This window comes from Micromonospora sp. NPDC048907 (genome assembly GCF_055586885.1).
Genome location: NZ_JBVJHI010000008.1, coordinates 167,557 through 184,529, shown reverse-complemented (window position 1 = coordinate 184,529; position 16,973 = coordinate 167,557). Strand labels below are relative to the sequence as shown.

The 16,973-nt window shown below is 73.2% G+C and carries 13 protein-coding genes; 6 read left to right on the top strand and 7 right to left on the bottom strand.

What is annotated here, in order from left to right:
* Positions 1 to 30 precede the first annotated feature (30 nt).
* Both ACZ6PY_RS26115 and ACZ6PY_RS26110 read left to right on the top strand, forming a co-directional pair.
* Positions 31 to 1,437, top strand: a complete 1,407-nt coding sequence (locus tag ACZ6PY_RS26115; RefSeq protein WP_466076389.1) for a glycosyltransferase family protein — start codon at positions 31 to 33, stop codon at positions 1,435 to 1,437.
* A complete protein-coding gene (locus ACZ6PY_RS26110; RefSeq protein WP_466076385.1) occupies positions 1,434 to 3,557 on the top strand; it encodes a glycosyltransferase family protein in 2,124 nt (707 codons plus the stop codon). Before ACZ6PY_RS26115 ends, ACZ6PY_RS26110 begins: the two co-directional genes overlap by 4 nt.
* A gap of 88 nt (positions 3,558 to 3,645) precedes the next feature.
* On the opposite strand, the gene ACZ6PY_RS26105 is transcribed toward ACZ6PY_RS26110, so the two are convergent.
* The 5 genes from ACZ6PY_RS26105 to ACZ6PY_RS26085 form a co-directional block, all read right to left on the bottom strand.
* Positions 3,646 to 5,280: a glycosyltransferase family 4 protein gene (locus ACZ6PY_RS26105; RefSeq protein WP_466076382.1), complete on the bottom strand. Its 1,635-nt coding sequence runs from the start codon at positions 5,278 to 5,280 to the stop codon at positions 3,646 to 3,648.
* A gap of 81 nt (positions 5,281 to 5,361) precedes the next feature.
* Positions 5,362 to 7,056 carry a glycosyltransferase gene (locus tag ACZ6PY_RS26100; RefSeq protein WP_466076378.1) on the bottom strand — a complete coding sequence of 565 codons (1,695 nt, stop codon included), beginning with the start codon at positions 7,054 to 7,056 and terminating at the stop codon, positions 5,362 to 5,364.
* A complete protein-coding gene (locus tag ACZ6PY_RS26095; protein ID WP_466076374.1) occupies positions 7,053 to 8,081 on the bottom strand; it encodes a Gfo/Idh/MocA family protein in 1,029 nt (342 codons plus the stop codon). Before ACZ6PY_RS26095 ends, ACZ6PY_RS26100 begins: the two co-directional genes overlap by 4 nt.
* Positions 8,078 to 9,187 carry a DegT/DnrJ/EryC1/StrS family aminotransferase gene (locus tag ACZ6PY_RS26090; protein WP_262283640.1) on the bottom strand — a complete coding sequence of 370 codons (1,110 nt, stop codon included), beginning with the start codon at positions 9,185 to 9,187 and terminating at the stop codon, positions 8,078 to 8,080. The genes ACZ6PY_RS26095 and ACZ6PY_RS26090 overlap by 4 nt, the downstream gene beginning before the upstream one ends.
* A 155-nt stretch (positions 9,188 to 9,342) precedes the next feature.
* Positions 9,343 to 9,975 (bottom strand): TetR/AcrR family transcriptional regulator, encoded by a 633-nt coding sequence (locus tag ACZ6PY_RS26085; RefSeq protein WP_313722053.1) that lies wholly within the window; start codon positions 9,973 to 9,975, stop codon positions 9,343 to 9,345.
* A gap of 163 nt (positions 9,976 to 10,138) precedes the next feature.
* Here ACZ6PY_RS26085 and ACZ6PY_RS26080 point away from each other — a divergent pair, with 163 nt between their 5' ends.
* The 4 genes from ACZ6PY_RS26080 to ACZ6PY_RS26065 all read left to right on the top strand — a co-directional run bounded on the left by ACZ6PY_RS26080 (position 10,139) and on the right by ACZ6PY_RS26065 (position 15,246).
* Positions 10,139 to 11,041, top strand: a complete 903-nt coding sequence (locus ACZ6PY_RS26080) for an ABC transporter permease (protein ID WP_466076364.1) — start codon at positions 10,139 to 10,141, stop codon at positions 11,039 to 11,041.
* Positions 11,034 to 11,834 carry an ABC transporter ATP-binding protein gene (locus tag ACZ6PY_RS26075; protein ID WP_262283637.1) on the top strand — a complete coding sequence of 267 codons (801 nt, stop codon included), beginning with the start codon at positions 11,034 to 11,036 and terminating at the stop codon, positions 11,832 to 11,834. Before ACZ6PY_RS26080 ends, ACZ6PY_RS26075 begins: the two co-directional genes overlap by 8 nt.
* Before the next feature lie 137 nt (positions 11,835 to 11,971).
* The gene (locus ACZ6PY_RS26070) at positions 11,972 to 13,525 is read left to right on the top strand and encodes a D-ribitol-5-phosphate cytidylyltransferase (RefSeq protein ID WP_466076360.1); all 1,554 of its coding nucleotides are present in this window, start codon (positions 11,972 to 11,974) and stop codon (positions 13,523 to 13,525) included.
* 23 nt (positions 13,526 to 13,548) lie between these two features.
* Positions 13,549 to 15,246 carry a CDP-glycerol glycerophosphotransferase family protein gene (locus ACZ6PY_RS26065; RefSeq protein WP_466076357.1) on the top strand — a complete coding sequence of 566 codons (1,698 nt, stop codon included), beginning with the start codon at positions 13,549 to 13,551 and terminating at the stop codon, positions 15,244 to 15,246.
* Positions 15,247 to 15,253: 7 nt separating this feature from the next.
* On the opposite strand, the gene ACZ6PY_RS26060 is transcribed toward ACZ6PY_RS26065, so the two are convergent.
* Together ACZ6PY_RS26060 and ACZ6PY_RS26055 are read right to left on the bottom strand one after the other, a co-directional pair.
* Positions 15,254 to 16,006 (bottom strand): alpha/beta fold hydrolase, encoded by a 753-nt coding sequence (locus tag ACZ6PY_RS26060; RefSeq protein WP_466076355.1) that lies wholly within the window; start codon positions 16,004 to 16,006, stop codon positions 15,254 to 15,256.
* Positions 16,007 to 16,110: 104 nt separating this feature from the next.
* Positions 16,111 to 16,953, bottom strand: a complete 843-nt coding sequence (locus tag ACZ6PY_RS26055; RefSeq protein ID WP_466076353.1) for a C39 family peptidase — start codon at positions 16,951 to 16,953, stop codon at positions 16,111 to 16,113.
* Between the last annotated feature and the right edge of the window lie 20 nt (positions 16,954 to 16,973).

Genomic DNA, 16,973 nt, shown 5'->3' with positions numbered 1-16,973 from the left:
GCGTCCCCTCTTCACGATCGGCTACCTGCGATGAGCAATCGACTTCTCCCCCTCCCCCGGTCCGGCGGCGGGCGGCGGCCGCACGCCATCTACCTGGCGATCGGCTTCCCGCCCGCGGCGAAGAGCAGCGCCTACCGGCTGCGCGAGACGGCGAACCAGTTCGTCGCGCTGGGCTGGGACATCACGGTCATCACCATCTGCCAGGAGGCCTGGGAGCGGGAGTACGGCCTGGACCACACCCTCTCCGAGAAGGTCGACCCGCGGGTCAAGGTGGTCGAGCTGCCGCTGATCCGGGAGGACCTGGAGACCGACATCCGGGCCTTCTCGGAGGAGCGCTCGCTGGACCCCGCGGGGTGGATCAAGCGGCTGCGCCAGCGTGAGCAGAAGGCCTTCCCCGAGCCGGTCTTCGGGGGGTGGCGGTACGACCTGGAGCAGGCGGTGCTGCGGCTGCACCGGGAACACCCCGCCGACCTGCTGCTCGCCTCCTGCGCCCCCTACGTGAACCTGGCCGCCACCTGGAAGCTGTGGGAGGAGCACAAGGTTCCCTACGCCGTCGACTTCCGGGACGGCTGGTCGCTGGACGTGATCGGCGGCGGCGAGGCGTTCACCCGGGACTCGGTCTCCGGCCGCTGGGAGTCCACGGTGCTCGAACACGCCGTCGCCGTCTGGTGTGTGAACGACCCGATCGCCGGCTTCTACCGCGAGCGCTACCCGCACCTCGCCGACCGGGTGCACGTCGTGCGCAACGGCTACGACGAGGACAGCCTGCCCGACGTCAGCGGCCGGTCGCCCGACCCGGCCGCCGGGCTGACCTTCGGCTACCTCGGCTCGGTCAACTTCACGCCGGCCTTCCTCGAGTCGGTGCTCGACGGCTGGCGGATCGCCCGGCGGGACGACCCGGTGGTGGCGCGGTCCCGGTTCGAGGTGCGCGGACACATCGGCGCCGGTCCCGCCCGCGAGGCCAACCGCCACATGGACCTGCTGAAGGAGGCCGCGGTCGACGGGGTCACCTTCGGCGGCCCGGTCCCGAAGGCCGACCTGGCGGCGACGTACGGCTCGTGGGACGCGCTGGTCCTCATGCTGGTCGGCGGCCGCTTCGTCACCTCCGGCAAGGTCTACGAGTTCATGGCCACCGGCCTGCCGGTGCTCTCCGCCCACGACGTCGACCACGACGCGACGAACATCCTGGCCGGGCATCCGCTGTGGACCGGAGCCGTCGGGCTGGACCCGCACCGGCTGGCCCACTCGTTCAGCGAGGCGGCCCGGATGGCCCTGAAGGCCACCGACGCCGACCGGACGACCGCCCGGGAACTCGCCCGCCGGTTCGCCCGGCCGGCCGTCCTCGGCCCCGCCGTCCGGCACCTCACCGAGCTCGTCCGGCCCACCACGGCCGGCGCTTCCGCCCCGGCCGCTTCGACGGAGGATGTCCAGCTGTGACCACCGTGCTCATCGTGGCCGCCACCGCGCCGAAGCAGCCGGCCGTCCTGATCGAGGCGCTCGAACGCTTCCGCGCCAAGGGCGCCAGCGTCACCGTGGCCTGCTTCTTCAACAGCGCCGACCTGCCGGTCGACCCGGCGCTGGCGGAGGTACGGACCTTCGCCGTACCCGGGGAGAAGCGGGACGCCCGGCTCCGCAAGGCGCTCGGCCGCGCGCCGGCCAACCGGAAGGTGTGGCTGCACGCCCGGCGCAACCCCTGGCTGCGGCAGCGCTACCGGAAGGCGGACGTGCTGGTGGCCCTCGACGCCCGCGCCGTGCACACGGTGTGGGAGATGGCGCAGCGCAACACCGGCGCCAGCGCCTGCTACGGGCTCGTGCCGGCGCAGAAGGCGCTCGACGCGCGACGGACCGAGTCGGTGGGCCGGCGGCTGGAGCGTCAGGTCTCCGCAGCGGCGGGCATCGGCGCCCGCGGCGCCCGGCGGGCGGCCGTGCAGACCGTCCGCACCACCCTGCGCAAGGCCACCGGCCAGACGGTCATGAGCAACCCCGCGGGCGCCTGGTTCTGGACCCGCGCCGTGGCGGCTCCCCGCGTGCCGGACCGGTTGCGCAGCAAGCTCGCCGTCCGGCTGCACGACAGCGCCGTGAAGGCGGGCCGGCCGGCCGTCGCCGCCCGCGCGGCGTCCGCCGCCGTGAACCGGATCACCAGCGCCGGCACCCGCGCGGACGTGCTGACCAAGGCGGCGCAGGCGGAGCTGTCGGCCGGTCGGGTGCCGACCGGCCTGCACGACGCGATCCGGGCCCAGCTGGCGCTGGCCGACAGCCGGCTGCCCAAGGACAGCACGAAGGCCGCCGCGGCGGTGTCCCGGGCGTGGAGCCTGGCCTCCAACCGGGTGCTGCACTTCGACCGGCTCTCCTCGCCCATGAGCGACGACCCGGGTGCGTTCCTGGCGCCGTTCCGGGAGAGCACCGCGGCCCGGAAGCTGTCGGCGAAGCGCGGCCGGCTCGCCCCGGCCGCTCCGGCGCCCACCGACCGGCCGCTGCGCCTGCTGGTCACCACGCTGATCAACGACAACTTCCTGCAGGAGATCCTGGAGCGCTACCGGGCGATGCCGAACGTGGAGGTCCGGTTCCTGGACCTCTACGACGACCCGGTGACCCGCCCGCTGGCCCTGAGCGGCAGCGCCGTCATGGAGCACCTGCTGGCCGGCGAGTCGTCGTACGGCGCCAAGATCGAGGAGTGGCTGCGGCCTCACCTGGACTGGGCGGACACCGTCTTCGTCGACTGGTGCCAGGCCACCGCCGCGCTGTTCACGCTGCACGACCCGGGCACCGCCCGGATCATCGTGCGGCTGCACAGCTTCGAGGCGTTCAACTTCTGGCCGCACCTCGTGGACTTCTCCCGGGTCGACGACGTCGTCTTCGTCTCCGAGCACCTGAAGGACCTGTCGACCGCGGTGCTGCCCCAGCTCACCGAGGCGGACGGCCCCCGGCTCTGGGTCGTCGACAACGCCATGGACCTGCAGCGGTACCCCCGCTCGAAGCCGGCGGACGCCCGGTTCACCCTGGGCATGGTCGGGTTCAGTTCGGTGGCCAAGGACCCGCGCTGGGCGATCGAGGTGCTGCGGAGGCTGCGCGAGCGGGACGAGCGCTACCGGCTCACCCTCATCGGCAGCGACTTCAACAACCGGACCAGCAAGCCGGCCAAGGACTACGGCAAGCTGTTCAGCCGGGACCTGGCCGAGCTGGAGCCGCTCGGCGCGGTCCGGCGGTACGGGCAGACCGACGACGTCCCCACCGCGCTCCAGGAGGTGGGCGTCATCCTCAGCGCCTCGGTGCGGGAGAGCTTCCACTGCGGCCTGGTGGAGGGCGCGGCAAGCGGGGCGGTGCCGGTGGTCCGGGACTGGCCGTTCTTCGCCGGGAAGCCGCACAGCGCCCGCACCCTGTTCCCCGCCGACTGGGTGGTGGCCACACCCGAGGAGGCCGCCGAGCGGATCCTGGCCGCCACGGCCACCGAGGAGCGGTGGGCGGAGACCGGTCGGGCCGCGTCCGAGCACGTCCTCAAGACGTGGGACTGGACCGTCACCCAGTCCGGTTACGACCGGCTGCTGCTGGACGACTGAGCCGTTCCGCCCGCCGGGCGCGGCGGCACCGAGCGAACGAGGAGGGGCCCGGCCGACCGGCCGGGCCCCTCTCGTCCGTCTCCGCGGGTCAGCGGACCGGCACGGCCGACCGCTGGGCCGGCACGGTCGGAGCGGCGTCCGCCGGGGTGACCGCCTTCGGGTGGTTCGGCAGCAGGCGGGCGTAGACGTCGTCCATCACCCGGGCCTGCGCCTCCCAGGTCCACTGCTCCAGCACGCCGGGCCGGTCGTACGCGGCGCGGTACCGCCGCGGGTCGTCCAGCACCGCCCGCACCGCGCGCAGGTAGTCGTCCAGGTCCTCGGCCCGGAACACCTCGCCCTGGCCGGTGGCGCGGGTCGCCTCGGCCATGGTCTTGACGTCGCTCACCACCATGGGCAGCCGGCCGTGGGCGTACTCGAAGAACTTGGTGATCAGCGCGATCTCGTGGTTCGGCTTGTGGTGGATCGGGATGACGCCGAGGTCGGCGGGCGCCACGAAGGCGGACACCTGCCAGTGCGGCACGTACGGCAGCAGGTGCACCCGGTCGGCGACGCCCAGCTCGGCGGCCAGCTCCTCCAGCTCGTACATGATCGGCACCCGGCCGTTCGGGTGCACCGACACCAGCGCGACGTGCGCGTCGGGCATCCGGGTCAGGCCCCGGATCATGATGTCCACCCCGCGCGACGGGTTGATGCCGCCGCAGTAGACCAGCAACGGGGTGGTGGCGTCGATGCCGCACATCGCCCGGATGTCCGGCACCGGCACGGCCCGCTGCTCCGGAGTCAGCGCGGCGGGCGGGGCGTTCAACACGACGGCCGGCTGCTCGGGCAGGTCGTGGGTCTCCCGCAGCAGGTCGGCCAGCGTCGAGGAGACGGTGATGACGGCGTCGGCGTAGGGCGCGTGCTCCCGCACGTACGCGATCTGGGCCGGCAGCCAGCGCAGGTTGGTGGGCCGGCCGATGATGCCGGGGACGAACTCGTGGGCGTCCCAGACCAGCTTGACGTCCCGGCCACCGGCCCGGGCCCGCATGGCGGCCCGCGCGCCGACGCCGAGCATCCGGAAGTCGTGCGCGTGGATGAGGTCCGGCTCCAGCTCGTCCACGACGGGCGCGAAGGCCAGCTCGAAGTCCCACAGCTCCGGGTCCAGGCGGCGCCAGGCCCGGTCACCCTGGAGGGCCTGCCAGAACCGCAGTGCCGCCCGGTCCAGCCGGGAGTTCGGGTCCTGCTGGTGCTCCTGGAGGCGCTTCAGCTCTCCGGAGCGGAACTTGACCCACTGCATCGTCGCCTTGTTGACGAAGTACGGCGCGGCCAGCCGGGCCTTGCCCGCCAGCTCGGCCCAGCGCGGCCCGCCGGCCTGCCGCTGGACCTTGATCTCGGAGAGCCGGAAGTTGAGGTCGTCCCGCCGGGCCTTGAGCTTGTTCAGCTTCCGCTTCGACTCCGGCCCCGGCCGGTACGCCAGCGGGCGGCGCAGCAGCGCCCGGCGGTAGGTGACCGGGTGCGGCAGCCGCCGGGGCACCCTGATCAGGCGCACCTCGGCGTCCCCGATCCGCCAGTTCTCCTCGGCGCCGGCGCCCTTCAGGATGCCGACCAGGATCACCTCCCAGCCGGCCTCCGCCGCCGACCGGGCGGCCTTCTGCACCCGGGAGTCACCGTGGACCCCGTTGTCGACAAGCATCACCACCCGCCCCCGGGTCGGTGGGGCGTCGGTGGACGGCACAGCTCGCATCCGGTGCTTCTCCTCGTTGACGGGTCTGGCACGGTCGGTCCGGCGTCCTCCGCCGGTCGTCCGGGGACGACCGGCGCGGTGTCACCGGAGAAAGGCGTCGAACACCTCGGCGGTTCGCCGTCCGTCGTGGTGCTGGCGGACGTAGCCGGGCCCCTCGGCGGCGAGCGCCGTGGCGGCGGCACGGTCGTCGAGCAGCGACTCGATCGCCTTCACCAGGGTGGTGGGCGTGGCGTTCACGATCGGTGGTTGGATGCCGACCGCGCGGTGCACACCCTCGCTGAGGTATGCCACCACCGCCCTCCCGGCGGCCATCCCCTCACAGGAGAACGTGCCGTAGGTGCCCATCACGAGCTGGTCGACGACGATGTCGGCATCCTGCACCAGGCGGCGCATCTCGCTGTACGGCAACCCTTCCACCAGGCGCAACTCGATGATCCGTCGGTCGTGCAGCTCCTGCAACCCGGGCAGCAGCCGGTCGGTGCCCTTCGTCCAGCGGTTGGACGGCGCGTGCAGCACCACCGGGCGGGCGCGTTCCAGCACCGGCCGGTCGCAGAGCCACCCGTCGACGTCGACCACGAGCGGCGCCCAGGTGGCGAAGGGCACGTCGTCCAGCAGGTCGGGGGTGGTCACGTAGAGCGGGAGGCCGCTCTCCTCGGCGGTGCGCCGGTTCCGCTCGGCCACCGTGGTGAGCCGCTCCCGCAGGTCCTCCGGGGCGTCCCGGAAGGCGGACTCGGCGTGCCGTTCCAGGTGCGCGCCCGGATGGCGGATCTCGCTGCCGTGCGCGAGCAGCGCGACCTTGATCCGGGCCCGGCGCAGGGCGGGCAGGTCGCCTCCGATGTCGTCGCCGTTGAGCCGGCCGAGCACCGGACGGAAGGCGTCGACGATCAGGTGGGTGTACGCGCCGAGCACCCGCCGGGCCTGTTCCAGCTGCACGTCGAGCTGGTGCTCGGCCGGGAAGTGGAGATAGCGGTCCGCCGGGTACCGGTAGGTGCCCGGTGGCTTGGCCATGACCAGTTCCACGCTCACGTCCCGGCGGGCGGCGCTGATCGCGGCCGCCAGCGCGGAGAGCTGCCCGGCGTAGTTGGCGGTGCCCAGGCCGAGCCGTACCGGACCGGCGCCCAGGGCCCGCCAGGGACCGGGCGTGCCGGCCTCGACCGGCGCGACGGTCGCCTCCGGCGTCTCCGCCGCCTCGGGCGTGCGTTCCCACATCCGCTCGACGACCTTCACGAAGGACGGCACCGAGCCGGGGGCGAACAGGTCGCCGGTGTGGTGCCGGGCCAGGTACTCGCGGACCGGCCGGGCGTTGCCGGCCACGATCCGCAGCCCGGCGGCCCGGTAGGCGTCGAGCACGGCGGGCGCCGGCGACGCGTCGCCGGCCTCCTCGGTGAACCCGTGCACGGCCAGGTCGGCCGAGGCGAGGAAGGCCGGCGTCAGCCGACCGGGGCGGGGCACCTCGTGCACCCGCCGGCCCGCCTTGCCGGCGCGGCGGATCAGCTCCCGCACGGCCGCCCGCTCCGTCTCGGCCCGGACGAGGGCCAGGTGGAACTGCGGCAGGCGGACCAGGGCGGCGAGGATGCCGCCGAGCGCCCGGTCCGCCGTGACCCCGCCCGCGTGCACGAGCAGGGGCACGGTGGCGGGCAGCTCGCAGAGCTCACGTACCGAAGGGGTCTCCCAGGGCCGGTCGCCGGCGGCGGCCCGGCGGAGCGCGATGCGCCACCGCCGGGGGAGCCGCCGCTTCACCGCGGAGACCGTCCGCCGCACCGGCGCCGGGCTCATCGCAGTGCCGGCTCCACGCCACTGCCGCTGGAGGCGACGGACACGACCTTGCCGTCCGAGGCGGACTCCAGCAGGCCGGCGGCGACCTGCACGGTACGCAGGCCCTGCCGCAGGGTGACGATGTCGCTCTGCTTGCCCTCGACGGCGTCGCGGAAGCGCTCGTGCTCGACCAGCAGCGGCTCCCGCTTCGGGATCGCGTACCGGACCATGTCGCCCTCGGCCACGCCGCGGAACGCGCGCAGCGCCTCCCACTCCGTGTCGATGGCGGCGTTGGCGTAGAAGGTCAGGTCGGCGGTGAGCGTGTCGGCGACGAAGCAGCCCTTGTCGCCGGTGACCACGGTGGACCGCTCCTTGAGCGGGCTCAGCCAGTTGACCAGGTGGTTGACCATCGTGCCGTCCGCGAGCTGGCCCACCACGGCGACCATGTCCTCGTGCAGCCGGCCGCTGCGCGAGACGGTCCGGGCCGACACGGAGCGGTATTCGCTGCCGGTCACCCAGGCGGTCAGGTCGATGTCGTGGGTGGCCAGGTCCATCACCACGCCGACGTCGGCGATCCGGTGCGGGAACGGGCCCTGGCGCCGGGTGACGACCTGGAAGACCTCGCCCAGCTCGCCGGCCTCCAGCCGGGTGCGCAGGCTCTGCAGCGCCGGGTTGTAGCGCTCGATGTGGCCGACGCCGGCGACCAGGCCGGCGGACTCGAACGCCTCCACCAGTTTGGTGGCGGCCTCGACGGACTGGGCCAGCGGCTTCTCGATCAGCGCGCAGACACCGTTGGCGGCCAGCTCCAGGCCGATCTGCTCGTGCAGGGCGGTCGGGCAGGCGACGACCGCGTAGTCGACACCCAGGGCCAGCAGGTCACCCAGCGTGGGGACCACCGGCGCGCGGAGCGTGCCGGTGGTGTCGCCGGCCGGGTCGACCACGCCGACCAGCTCGACGCCGTCGAGGTTGGACAGCACCCGGGCGTGGTTGCGCCCCATCGCGCCCAGGCCGATCAGCCCGGCGCGCAGCTTGCGGGCCCCGCTCATCGGGCACCCCCGGCGAGGTTCGCGCCCTCGGCGATCCGCTCCAGGTCGGCCGGGCTCAGCGACGGGTGCACCGGCAGCGAGACCACCTCGGCGGCGGCGCGCTCGGTCTCCGGCAGGTCCCACGGGCCCGGCTTGCCCTCGGAGTCGAGGTAGGGCTTGAGGCGGTGGATCGGGGTCGGGTAGTAGACCGCGTTGCCGATGCCCAGCTCGGTGAGGCGGGCCATGGCCGCGTCCCGGTTGCCCTGCACCCGCACGGTGTACTGGTGGTAGACGTGCTTGGCGGCGTCCGCCACGGGCGGGGTGACCATCCCGGTGATCTTCGAGTCGAGGAACTTGGCGTTGGCCCGGCGCTGCTCGGTCCACTCGGCGAGCTGGGTGAGCTGCACCCGGCCGATCGCGGCGGCCACGTCCGTCATCCGCATGTTGGCGCCGACGATCTCGTTGGCGTACCGCTGCTCCATGCCCTGGTTGCGCAGCAGCCGCAGCGTGCGGGCCAGCTCGGCGTCGGCGGTGGTGACCATGCCGCCCTCCAGGGCGTGCATGTTCTTCGTGGGGTAGAAGCTGAAGCAGCCCGCCGTGCCGAAGGCGCCGACCGGGGTGCCGTGGAGGGCGGCCCCGTGCGCCTGGGCGGCGTCCTCCACCACGGCGAGGCCGTGGCGCTCGGCGATGGCCATGATCTGGTCCATGGCCGCCGGGTGACCGTAGAGGTGCACCGGCATGATGGCGACGGTGCGCGGCGTGACGGCGGCGGCGACGGCCTCCGGGTCGACGCAGAAGCTGCCCGGCTCGATGTCCACGAAGACCGGCTCGGCGCCGACCAGGCGGACCGCGTTCGCGCTGGCGGCGAAGGAGAACGAGGGCACGATGACCTCGTCACCCGGGCCGAAGCCGAGCGCCATCAGGGTGAGCTGGAGCGCGGAGGTCCCGGAGTTGACGGCCACGCAGTGCCGCCCGGCGACCAGCTCGCCGAACTCCTCCTCGAACGCCGCGACCTCGGGGCCCTGCACGACCCGGCCGCTCCGCAGCACCCGGACAGCCGCCTCGATCTCGGCCTCACCGATGATCGGTCGTGCTGGGGGAATGAACTCTGGATGCGGCCCGACCATGGGGCTTCCTCCTGTCGACAGGGTTCTCACGTGGGGGACGGTTTCGGGGGATGGTAGCGGTTGATGCTCAAAACAACCCGGTCGCACCCATTGTCCGACCAGTTGTGTCCTGGTGTTCATGATCGACTGGCGGGCCGCGGACGGGGACCCGGGGGTCACACTTCCACCTCGCCGCGGACAGGCCCCAAGCATGCTACCCGGAGGGCCGCGACGATCGCGGAGGCCAGGCGGGGCACCTCGTCGAGATCCAACGGCGCCCGGGAGATGGCCATCCGCCAGTAGACCGGGCCGACGATCAGGTCCACGGCGGCGCGCCGGTCGGTGTCCGGGGAGAGCTCCCCCCGCTCGACCGCCCGGCCGATGAGGATCCGGCCGACGGCCTGCTGGTAGTCGTCCAGCGCCGCCTGGAGCTTCTCCGCGATCTGCGGGTTGCGGGCCGCCTCGGCCAGCAGGTCCGGGATGATCTGCGAGGCCAGGCGGTGACGCAGCGCACGGGCCATCACGTGCAGCAGGATCTCCAGGTCGCCCAGGAGGCTCCCGGTGTCCAGCAGCGGCAGGTTGCGTCCCGCCGCCGCGGAGACCATGTCCAGCACGAGGTCGAGTTTCGAGCGCCAGCGGCGGTAGATCGCGGTCTTGCTGACCCCGGCCCGCCGGGCCACCGCCTCGATGGAGAGGCGGCCGTAGCCGACCTCGGCCAACTCCTGCATCACGGCGGCGCGGATGGCACTGGTGATCTCCCCGCGCAGCACCGCCGCGCCGGCCGGGGCACGCCTCTTCTCGGTCGTCACGTGGGACAATGTAGCGCAACGACGGTACGGTTGCGTCCCGACGTGTTTTCGACTACCTTCCACCCATCAGCGAGGCACCTCCCCGCCCGGCCACGCTAGATTCTCACGCCGCGCCACACACTTCCCTGCTCCCCATCGGCACGAAAGATCGGAGCGCCTCACCATGGCCAACACCGCGGTGGCCGACCCCGAATCCGGGCTGACCCGGGCCCAACTCGCCCAGCGGTACGGGCTCCGGGTCGCCGGGGAACGCCCGCCTCTGGCCGAGTACGCCCGCCGGCTGTGGGCGTACCGACACTTCATGACCGCGTACTCGCGGGCGAAGGTCGCCTCCTCGTTCAGCAACACCCAGCTCGGCCAGCTCTGGCAGGTGCTCACCCCGCTCACCAACGCGGCGGTCTACTACCTGATCTTCGGCGTGATCCTTTCGCAGCACCGGAACATGTCGAACTTCATCGCGTACCTCTGCACCGGCGTCTTCATCTTCATGTTCACCCAGACCGCGGTGCAGAACGGCACCAGCGCGATCACGGGCAACCTGGGCCTCATCCGGGCCCTCCAGTTCCCCCGCGCCGCGCTCCCGGTCACGGTCACCCTGGTGCAGTTCCAGCAATTGCTCATGTCGATGGTGGTGCTGGCGGGCATCGTGCTGCTGACCGGTGAGCCGCTGACCTTCCGCTGGTTCCTGATCGTGCCCACGCTGCTGCTCCAGTCGATCTTCAACGTCGGGCTGACCATGGTGATGGCCCGGCTCGGCTCGAAGGTCACCGACCTCAAGCAGGTCATGCCGTTCGTGATGCGGACCTGGCTCTACGCCTCGGGCGTGCTCTACCCGGTCACGCTGTTCCGGGAGCACCTGCCCTCCTGGGCGGCCAGCCTGCTGGAGTGCAACCCCCCGCTGATCTTCATCGAGCTGGCCCGGCACGCGCTGCTGGAGTCCAACCAGCAGAACCTGGTCAGCTCGCCCGCCCGCCTCTGGCTGCTCGGCGTGGCCTGGGCGATCGTCATGGGCATCGGCGGGTTCGTCTACTTCTGGCGCGGAGAAGAGGAGTACGGCCGTGGCTGACCTCACGTCTCCGGCGGGCAACGCCGCCGTGGTGGACTCGGGACGCATCCCCACCGTCGTGGTGGACGACGTGCACGTGATCTACCGGATCCACAAGGGCGCCACCGGCGGCACCAGCCCGGTCTCCGCCCTCAAGCGCATCGTGTCCCGGACCAACGCGCCGAACATCCGTGAGGTGCACGCGGTCAAGGGGGTGAGCTTCACCGCGTACGAGGGTGAGGCCATCGGCCTGATCGGCAGCAACGGCTCCGGCAAGTCCACCCTGCTGCGGGCCATCGCCGGCCTGCTCCCGCCGGCCCGGGGCGCGGTCTACACGCAGGGCCAGCCGTCGCTGCTCGGCGTGAACGCGGCCCTGCTCAACGACCTCTCCGGCGAGCGCAACGTGGTGCTCGGGTGCCTGGCCATGGGCATGTCGCCCGAGGAGGTCAAGCGGCTGGCGCCGGAGATCATCGAGTTCTCCGGGATCAACGAGCGCGGCGACTTCGCCTCGCTGCCGATGCGCACCTACTCCTCCGGCATGGGCGCGCGGCTGCGCTTCGCCATCTCCTCGGCGAAGAAGCACGACGTGCTGCTCATCGACGAGGCGCTGGCCACCGGTGACCGCAAGTTCCGGGCCCGCAGCGAGCAGCGGGTGCGGGAACTGCGCGACAGCGCCGGCACCGTCTTCCTGGTCAGCCACTCCATCGGCTCGATCCGGGACACCTGCGAGCGCACCATCTGGCTGGAGAGCGGCGTCCTGAAGATGGACGGCCCCACCCAGGAGGTCTGCGACGCCTACGAGAACCAGAAGTAGCCGTCCGGAGCGCACCGGTCCCGGGCTCGCCCGGGTCGGTGCGCTCCGTCGTCCGCGTTAAGGTTTCCCTCGGCGCCGACCAAAATTCACCACCCGGTCACCGAACCCCAAACCCCCCGCAGAAGTGAGGAACGGCAATGACGCAGGACCGCACCCCCGCACCGGACGCCGCGCCGGCGAGCCCGGCACCCTGGCGCCCCTCGCGGACGGTGGCCGTGATCCTCGCCGGGGGGACCGGGACGCGTCTGGGGCTGGGCATCCCGAAGCAGCTGCTGAAGATCGCCGGCAAGCCGATCATCGAGCACACCCTGGCCGTGTTCGAGTCGGCGCCGGAGATCGACGAGATCATCGTGCTGATGGCGGCCGGCCACGTGCCCGACGCGGAGCGGATCGTCGCCAACGCGGGCTTCCGCAAGGTCAGCAAGGTGATCGAGGGCGGTGACACCCGCAACGACACCACCCGGATCGCGCTGGACGCCGTCGGCGAGGGCGACGTCAACATCCTCTTCCACGACGCGGTGCGCCCGCTGGTCAGCACCCGGATCGTGCGGGAGTGCGTGAACGCGCTCTGGAGCTACTCGGCCGTGGACGTGGCCATCCCGTCCGCCGACACGATCATCCAGGTCGACCAGGACGAGTGCATCACCGACATCCCGGTCCGCGCCACCCTGCGCCGCGGCCAGACCCCGCAGGCGTTCCGCTCCGGCACCATCCGCGAGGCGTACCGGCGGGCCGAGGGCGACCCGGACTTCGCCGCCACCGACGACTGCGGCGTGGTCCTGCGCTACCTGCCCGGCACGCCGATCAAGGTGATCGACGGCTCGGACGAGAACATCAAGGTCACCCACCCGGTCGACGTGCACCTGGCGGACAAGCTCTTCCAGCTCGCCGCCGCCCAGGTGCCCAGGGTCAGCGACCACCGCGGCTACACCGAGGAGCTGACCGGCCGGACCATCGTGGTCTTCGGCGGCAGCTACGGCATCGGCCACGACCTCACCGAACTGGCCCGCCGCTACGGCGCCCAGGTCTTCCCGTTCAGCCGCTCCACCACCGGCACCCACGTCGAGCGGGCCGAGGACGTCTCGGCCGCGCTGAAGACCGCCTTCGAGGCGACCGGCCGGATCGACCACGTGGTGGTCACCGCCGGGATCCTGGAGAAGGGTGCCCTGGCGGAGATGGACGAGGAGACGATGGACCGCCTCCTGCACGTCAACTTCGTCGGCCCGGTCACCATCGCCCGGCAGTCGCTGCCCTACCTGCAGCAGACCAAGGGCCAGCTGCTCCTCTACACCTCCAGCTCCTACACCCGCGGCCGGGCGCGCTACGCGCTCTACTCGGCCACCAAGGCCGCGCTGGTCAACCTGACCCAGGCGCTCGCCGACGAGTGGGCCGAGTTCGGCGTACGGGTCAACTGCGTCAACCCGGAGCGCACCGCCACCCCGATGCGCACGAAGGCATTCGGCGAGGAGCCGGAGCACACGCTGCTCTCCGCCGAGGCCGTCGCCCAGGCCTCGCTGGACGTGCTGATCTCCGAGCTGACCGGCCAGGTGATCGACGTCCGCCGGGCGCCCGGCGAGCCGGTGGCCGCGGTGCCCACCCAGCCCGGACCGCGTTCCTCCGACGACGGCTCCCCGGCGCCCCGCGGCCCCGAGCTGGAGCTGTCGACGCTGCCCACCGGCATCGACGCCTGAGCCGCGGGACGGGACGAGCCAAGATGCGCGGTGACCTGGTCCGGAAGCTGCTCGCCCGGGTGCTGACCACCGGGCTGGCGGTGCTGGCCTTCCTCGTCGTGGCGCTCACCGGGGCGACCGGATGGGGCCTGACGGTCGCGGTCGCCGCGCTCGCCGCCGCCGCCTGGGAGCGCCGGGTCCGGCCGACCGCCGACGGCCTGGCCGAGTCGGTGCTGGTCGCCGCCGGCATCCTGGTGGGCTACGCCCGCCGGCTGGACGCCGGCTTCGACCCGGCGCTGGCGGCCACCGCGCTGGTCCTGCTCGGCCTGGTGCTGCTGGTCGGGCCGCTGCGCGACGCCGGGGCGTTGGAGATCCGGGCGGCCAACCTGCCGGTCCGGTCCTGGACGCCGCTGGTCGCCGCCCGGCTCGGCGACGCGCTGCTGGTGCTGCTCGCCCTGGTGGCGCTCGCCGCCGGCCTGGCCCTGCCCGCCTGGGTGGCCCTGGTGGCCGCGCTGCTGGTGGGGGCGGGCTGCGGCGCGGTGGGCCTCGACCTGGCCCGGCGCCGGTTCCGGCCGCCGGCCGGCGGCGGCCCGGTGGGCCGGGCGCTGCGCCGGCACCAGCCCGAGTTCCTGCTCTACTTCTCCGCCCCGCCCGGCTCCGAGTACCAGGTCACCATGTGGCTGCCCTACCTGGAGCGGATCGGCCGGCCGTTCCTGGTGCTGCTGCGCGAGCCCGAGTTCCTCCCGACCGTGGCCGCGGCCACCAGCGCGCCCGTGGTCTTCTGCCCCACGCTGAAGACCATGGACGAGGCGCTTGTGCCGAGCCTGCGCGCGGCCTTCTACGTCAACCACGGCGCGAAGAACAGCCACTGCATCCGCTTCACCCAGCTCACCCACGTGCAGCTGCACCACGGCGACAGCGACAAGGCGCCCAGCGCCAACCCGGTGTCGGCGATCTTCGACAAGATCTTCGTGGCCGGGCCGGCGGCCGTCGAGCGGTACGCCCGGGCCGGCGTGGAGATCCCCGCCGAAAAGTTCGTCGTGGTCGGCCGGCCCCAGGTGGAGGCGATCGAGGTACGCCGGGAGCCGGTCACCGGGCTCGCCCACCCGACCGTGCTCTACACCCCCACCTGGACCGGGCACCACGCCGACGCCGACTACTGCTCGCTGCCGGTGGCCGAGACGCTGATCCGCCGGCTGCTCGACCGGGGGGCCACGGTGATCCTGCGGGCCCACCCGTACACCACCCAGAACCCGGCCTCGGCGCGGCAGCTGGCCCGCCTCACCGAGTTGCTCGCCGCCGACCGGGCCCGGACCGGGCGGGCGCACCTGTGGGGGGCGGCGGCCGGCCGCGAGCTGACCCTGACCGAGTGCGTCAACCGGGCCGACGCCCTGGTCTCGGACGTGTCCGGGGTGATCTCCGACTGGCTCTACTCGGGCAAGCCGTACGCGGTCACCGACATGGGCGTCGACGGGGAGGACTTCGTCGCGCGGTTCCCGCTGGCCGGCTCCGGCTACGTGCTGCGCCGGGACATGTCCAACGTGGACGAGGTGCTGACCGGCCTGCTGGACACCGACCCGAAGGCGGCGGCGCGCTGGGCCACCCGGGCCCGCTACCTGGGCGACTTCCCGGCCGAGTCGTACGCCGAGGTGTTCCTCGACGCCGCCCGCCGGCAGCTCGCGCCGGCACCGACCGCGCCCGCCCCGCGCGACGGCTCGCCGGTCCCCTCCCCCGCCGCCTGACGGACGGTCAGAGGTACGCGTCGAGCAGGGCGAGCACCGCCGCCGGATCCTCGACGTGCGCGTTGTGGCCCAGGCCCGGCAGGGTGGCGACCGGGACGCCCAGTTCCTTGAGCTGCGCGTCGGTCACCATCGGGTCGTGCTCCCCACGGGCCAGCAGCACGGGGACGTCGATGGCGGCGAGCAGCGCCGGCAGCCGGGGCTCCCCCACCGCGAAGGCCGCCGGGTCCATGGCGAGCCGCCACCGGCCGTCCTCGCGGCGCAGCCCCGCCTCCACCACGGGGTGGTCGGGGGCGAACAGCCCGGCCAGCCCGGAGACCCGCAGGTAACGGCGGGCCGCCTCGTCCCGGGTGGCGAACCAGGTCACCGGCCGGGCGGCCAGCTCGCGGGTCTTCTCCAGGTCGGCCGGGGACCAGACGGCCTTGATGCCGAGCCCGACCACCGCGTCGACCGGCAGGCGCCGCGACCGCGCGGCCAGCGCCAGCGCCACCACCCCGCCGAGGGAGTGGCCGAGCAGCACGAGCCGGTCCCGGGGGCCGAGCCGCTCGGCCACCGGGCCGAACCCCTCGACCACCCGCCGGGCCAGGGCCTCGAAGGAGTATTCCGGCAGCGGGGGCGACCAGCCGTGCCCGGCCAGGTCGGGGGCGAGCCAGCGCCCCGCCCAGTGACGCTCCAGCAGCGGCGCCCACGGCAGCCACACCTCACCGGTGGCGCCCATGCCGTGCAGCAGCAGCAGCTGGCGGGTACCCGTCTCGTCGGCCATAGGGCGCAGTGTGCCACCGGACGGACACGACGCGCGAGAGCAGCCGGCACGACGACGTCGGGCACCGGCTCGGTGGAGCCGGTGCCCGACGGGGATGGGTGCGATCAGGCGGAGTAGCCGCGGGTGGCCGCCCAGTTCGCCAGGTCGATGGTGCTGACCCAGTACGCGGGCAGCGCCGGGTTCGCCGAGTCGGCGATCCGGACGGTCCGGCCGTCGCTCTTGTAGCCGACCACGGCGATGTAGTGGCCGCCCGGGAAGGAGTGCCAGCCGCCGTCGGTGTCGGTGGCGTCGCCGGCCACGTTGACCACCACGCCCCGGCCGTCGGTGATCGCCCTGACCACGTCCGCCTGGAGCTGGTCGATCTCGGCGGGGCTCGCCGAGCCGCCGAACATGTGGGTCCGGTACGGGTTGCCCTTGACCATCTGGTTCAGGCCGCGGGTGGTGTCCTCGGCCGAGTTGGTGCCGCTCTCGGTGGTGCCGAGCGGGCCGGCCATCGCTTCCTGGGTGGTCTCGACGCCGCTCGCGCTGAGCGCGTTCCGCACCGCGGCCGGGCCGCAGTTCCAGTACTGGGTCTGCGCCTGGTACTCGTAGTCGAGGACCTTGGTCGACGGCGGCTTCGGCTTCGCCTTCGGGGTGGTGTCCGGGTCGGTGGTGGCCTTGGCCGCGGCCTTCGCGACCGACGGCGACGCGCTCGGCGAGGCGGACGGCGACGGGATGGCGACCCGGGCCTCGCCCCGGCTGGCGACCTCACCGAGCCGCGAGCCCAGCTCGGCGACCGCGGCGGTGTTCTCCCGGTGGACCGGGGCCTCGTCGGTGGCGGTGAGGGCGGCGCCGGCGCCGCCGGCCAGCACGAGCGCGGCGGCCGAGCCGGCGAGAATCTGGTACGGGCGCTCGGTCACGAGACGCCGCAGCTGACGCTTCAGGTGATGCTTCACGGGTTCCTCCACGGAGCGTGCGCGGCACACGC

Coding starts and splice junctions, on each gene's coding strand:
- ACZ6PY_RS26115 (WP_466076389.1), top strand. CDS start 31: ATGAGCAATCGACTTCTCCCCCTCCCCCGGTCCGGCGGCGGGCGGCGG.
- ACZ6PY_RS26105 (WP_466076382.1), bottom strand. CDS start 5,280: ATGCGAGCTGTGCCGTCCACCGACGCCCCACCGACCCGGGGGCGGGTG.
- ACZ6PY_RS26100 (WP_466076378.1), bottom strand. CDS start 7,056: ATGAGCCCGGCGCCGGTGCGGCGGACGGTCTCCGCGGTGAAGCGGCGG.
- ACZ6PY_RS26095 (WP_466076374.1), bottom strand. CDS start 8,081: ATGAGCGGGGCCCGCAAGCTGCGCGCCGGGCTGATCGGCCTGGGCGCG.
- ACZ6PY_RS26090 (WP_262283640.1), bottom strand. CDS start 9,187: ATGGTCGGGCCGCATCCAGAGTTCATTCCCCCAGCACGACCGATCATC.
- ACZ6PY_RS26080 (WP_466076364.1), top strand. CDS start 10,139: ATGGCCAACACCGCGGTGGCCGACCCCGAATCCGGGCTGACCCGGGCC.
- ACZ6PY_RS26070 (WP_466076360.1), top strand. CDS start 11,972: ATGACGCAGGACCGCACCCCCGCACCGGACGCCGCGCCGGCGAGCCCG.
- ACZ6PY_RS26065 (WP_466076357.1), top strand. CDS start 13,549: ATGCGCGGTGACCTGGTCCGGAAGCTGCTCGCCCGGGTGCTGACCACC.
- ACZ6PY_RS26060 (WP_466076355.1), bottom strand. CDS start 16,006: ATGGCCGACGAGACGGGTACCCGCCAGCTGCTGCTGCTGCACGGCATG.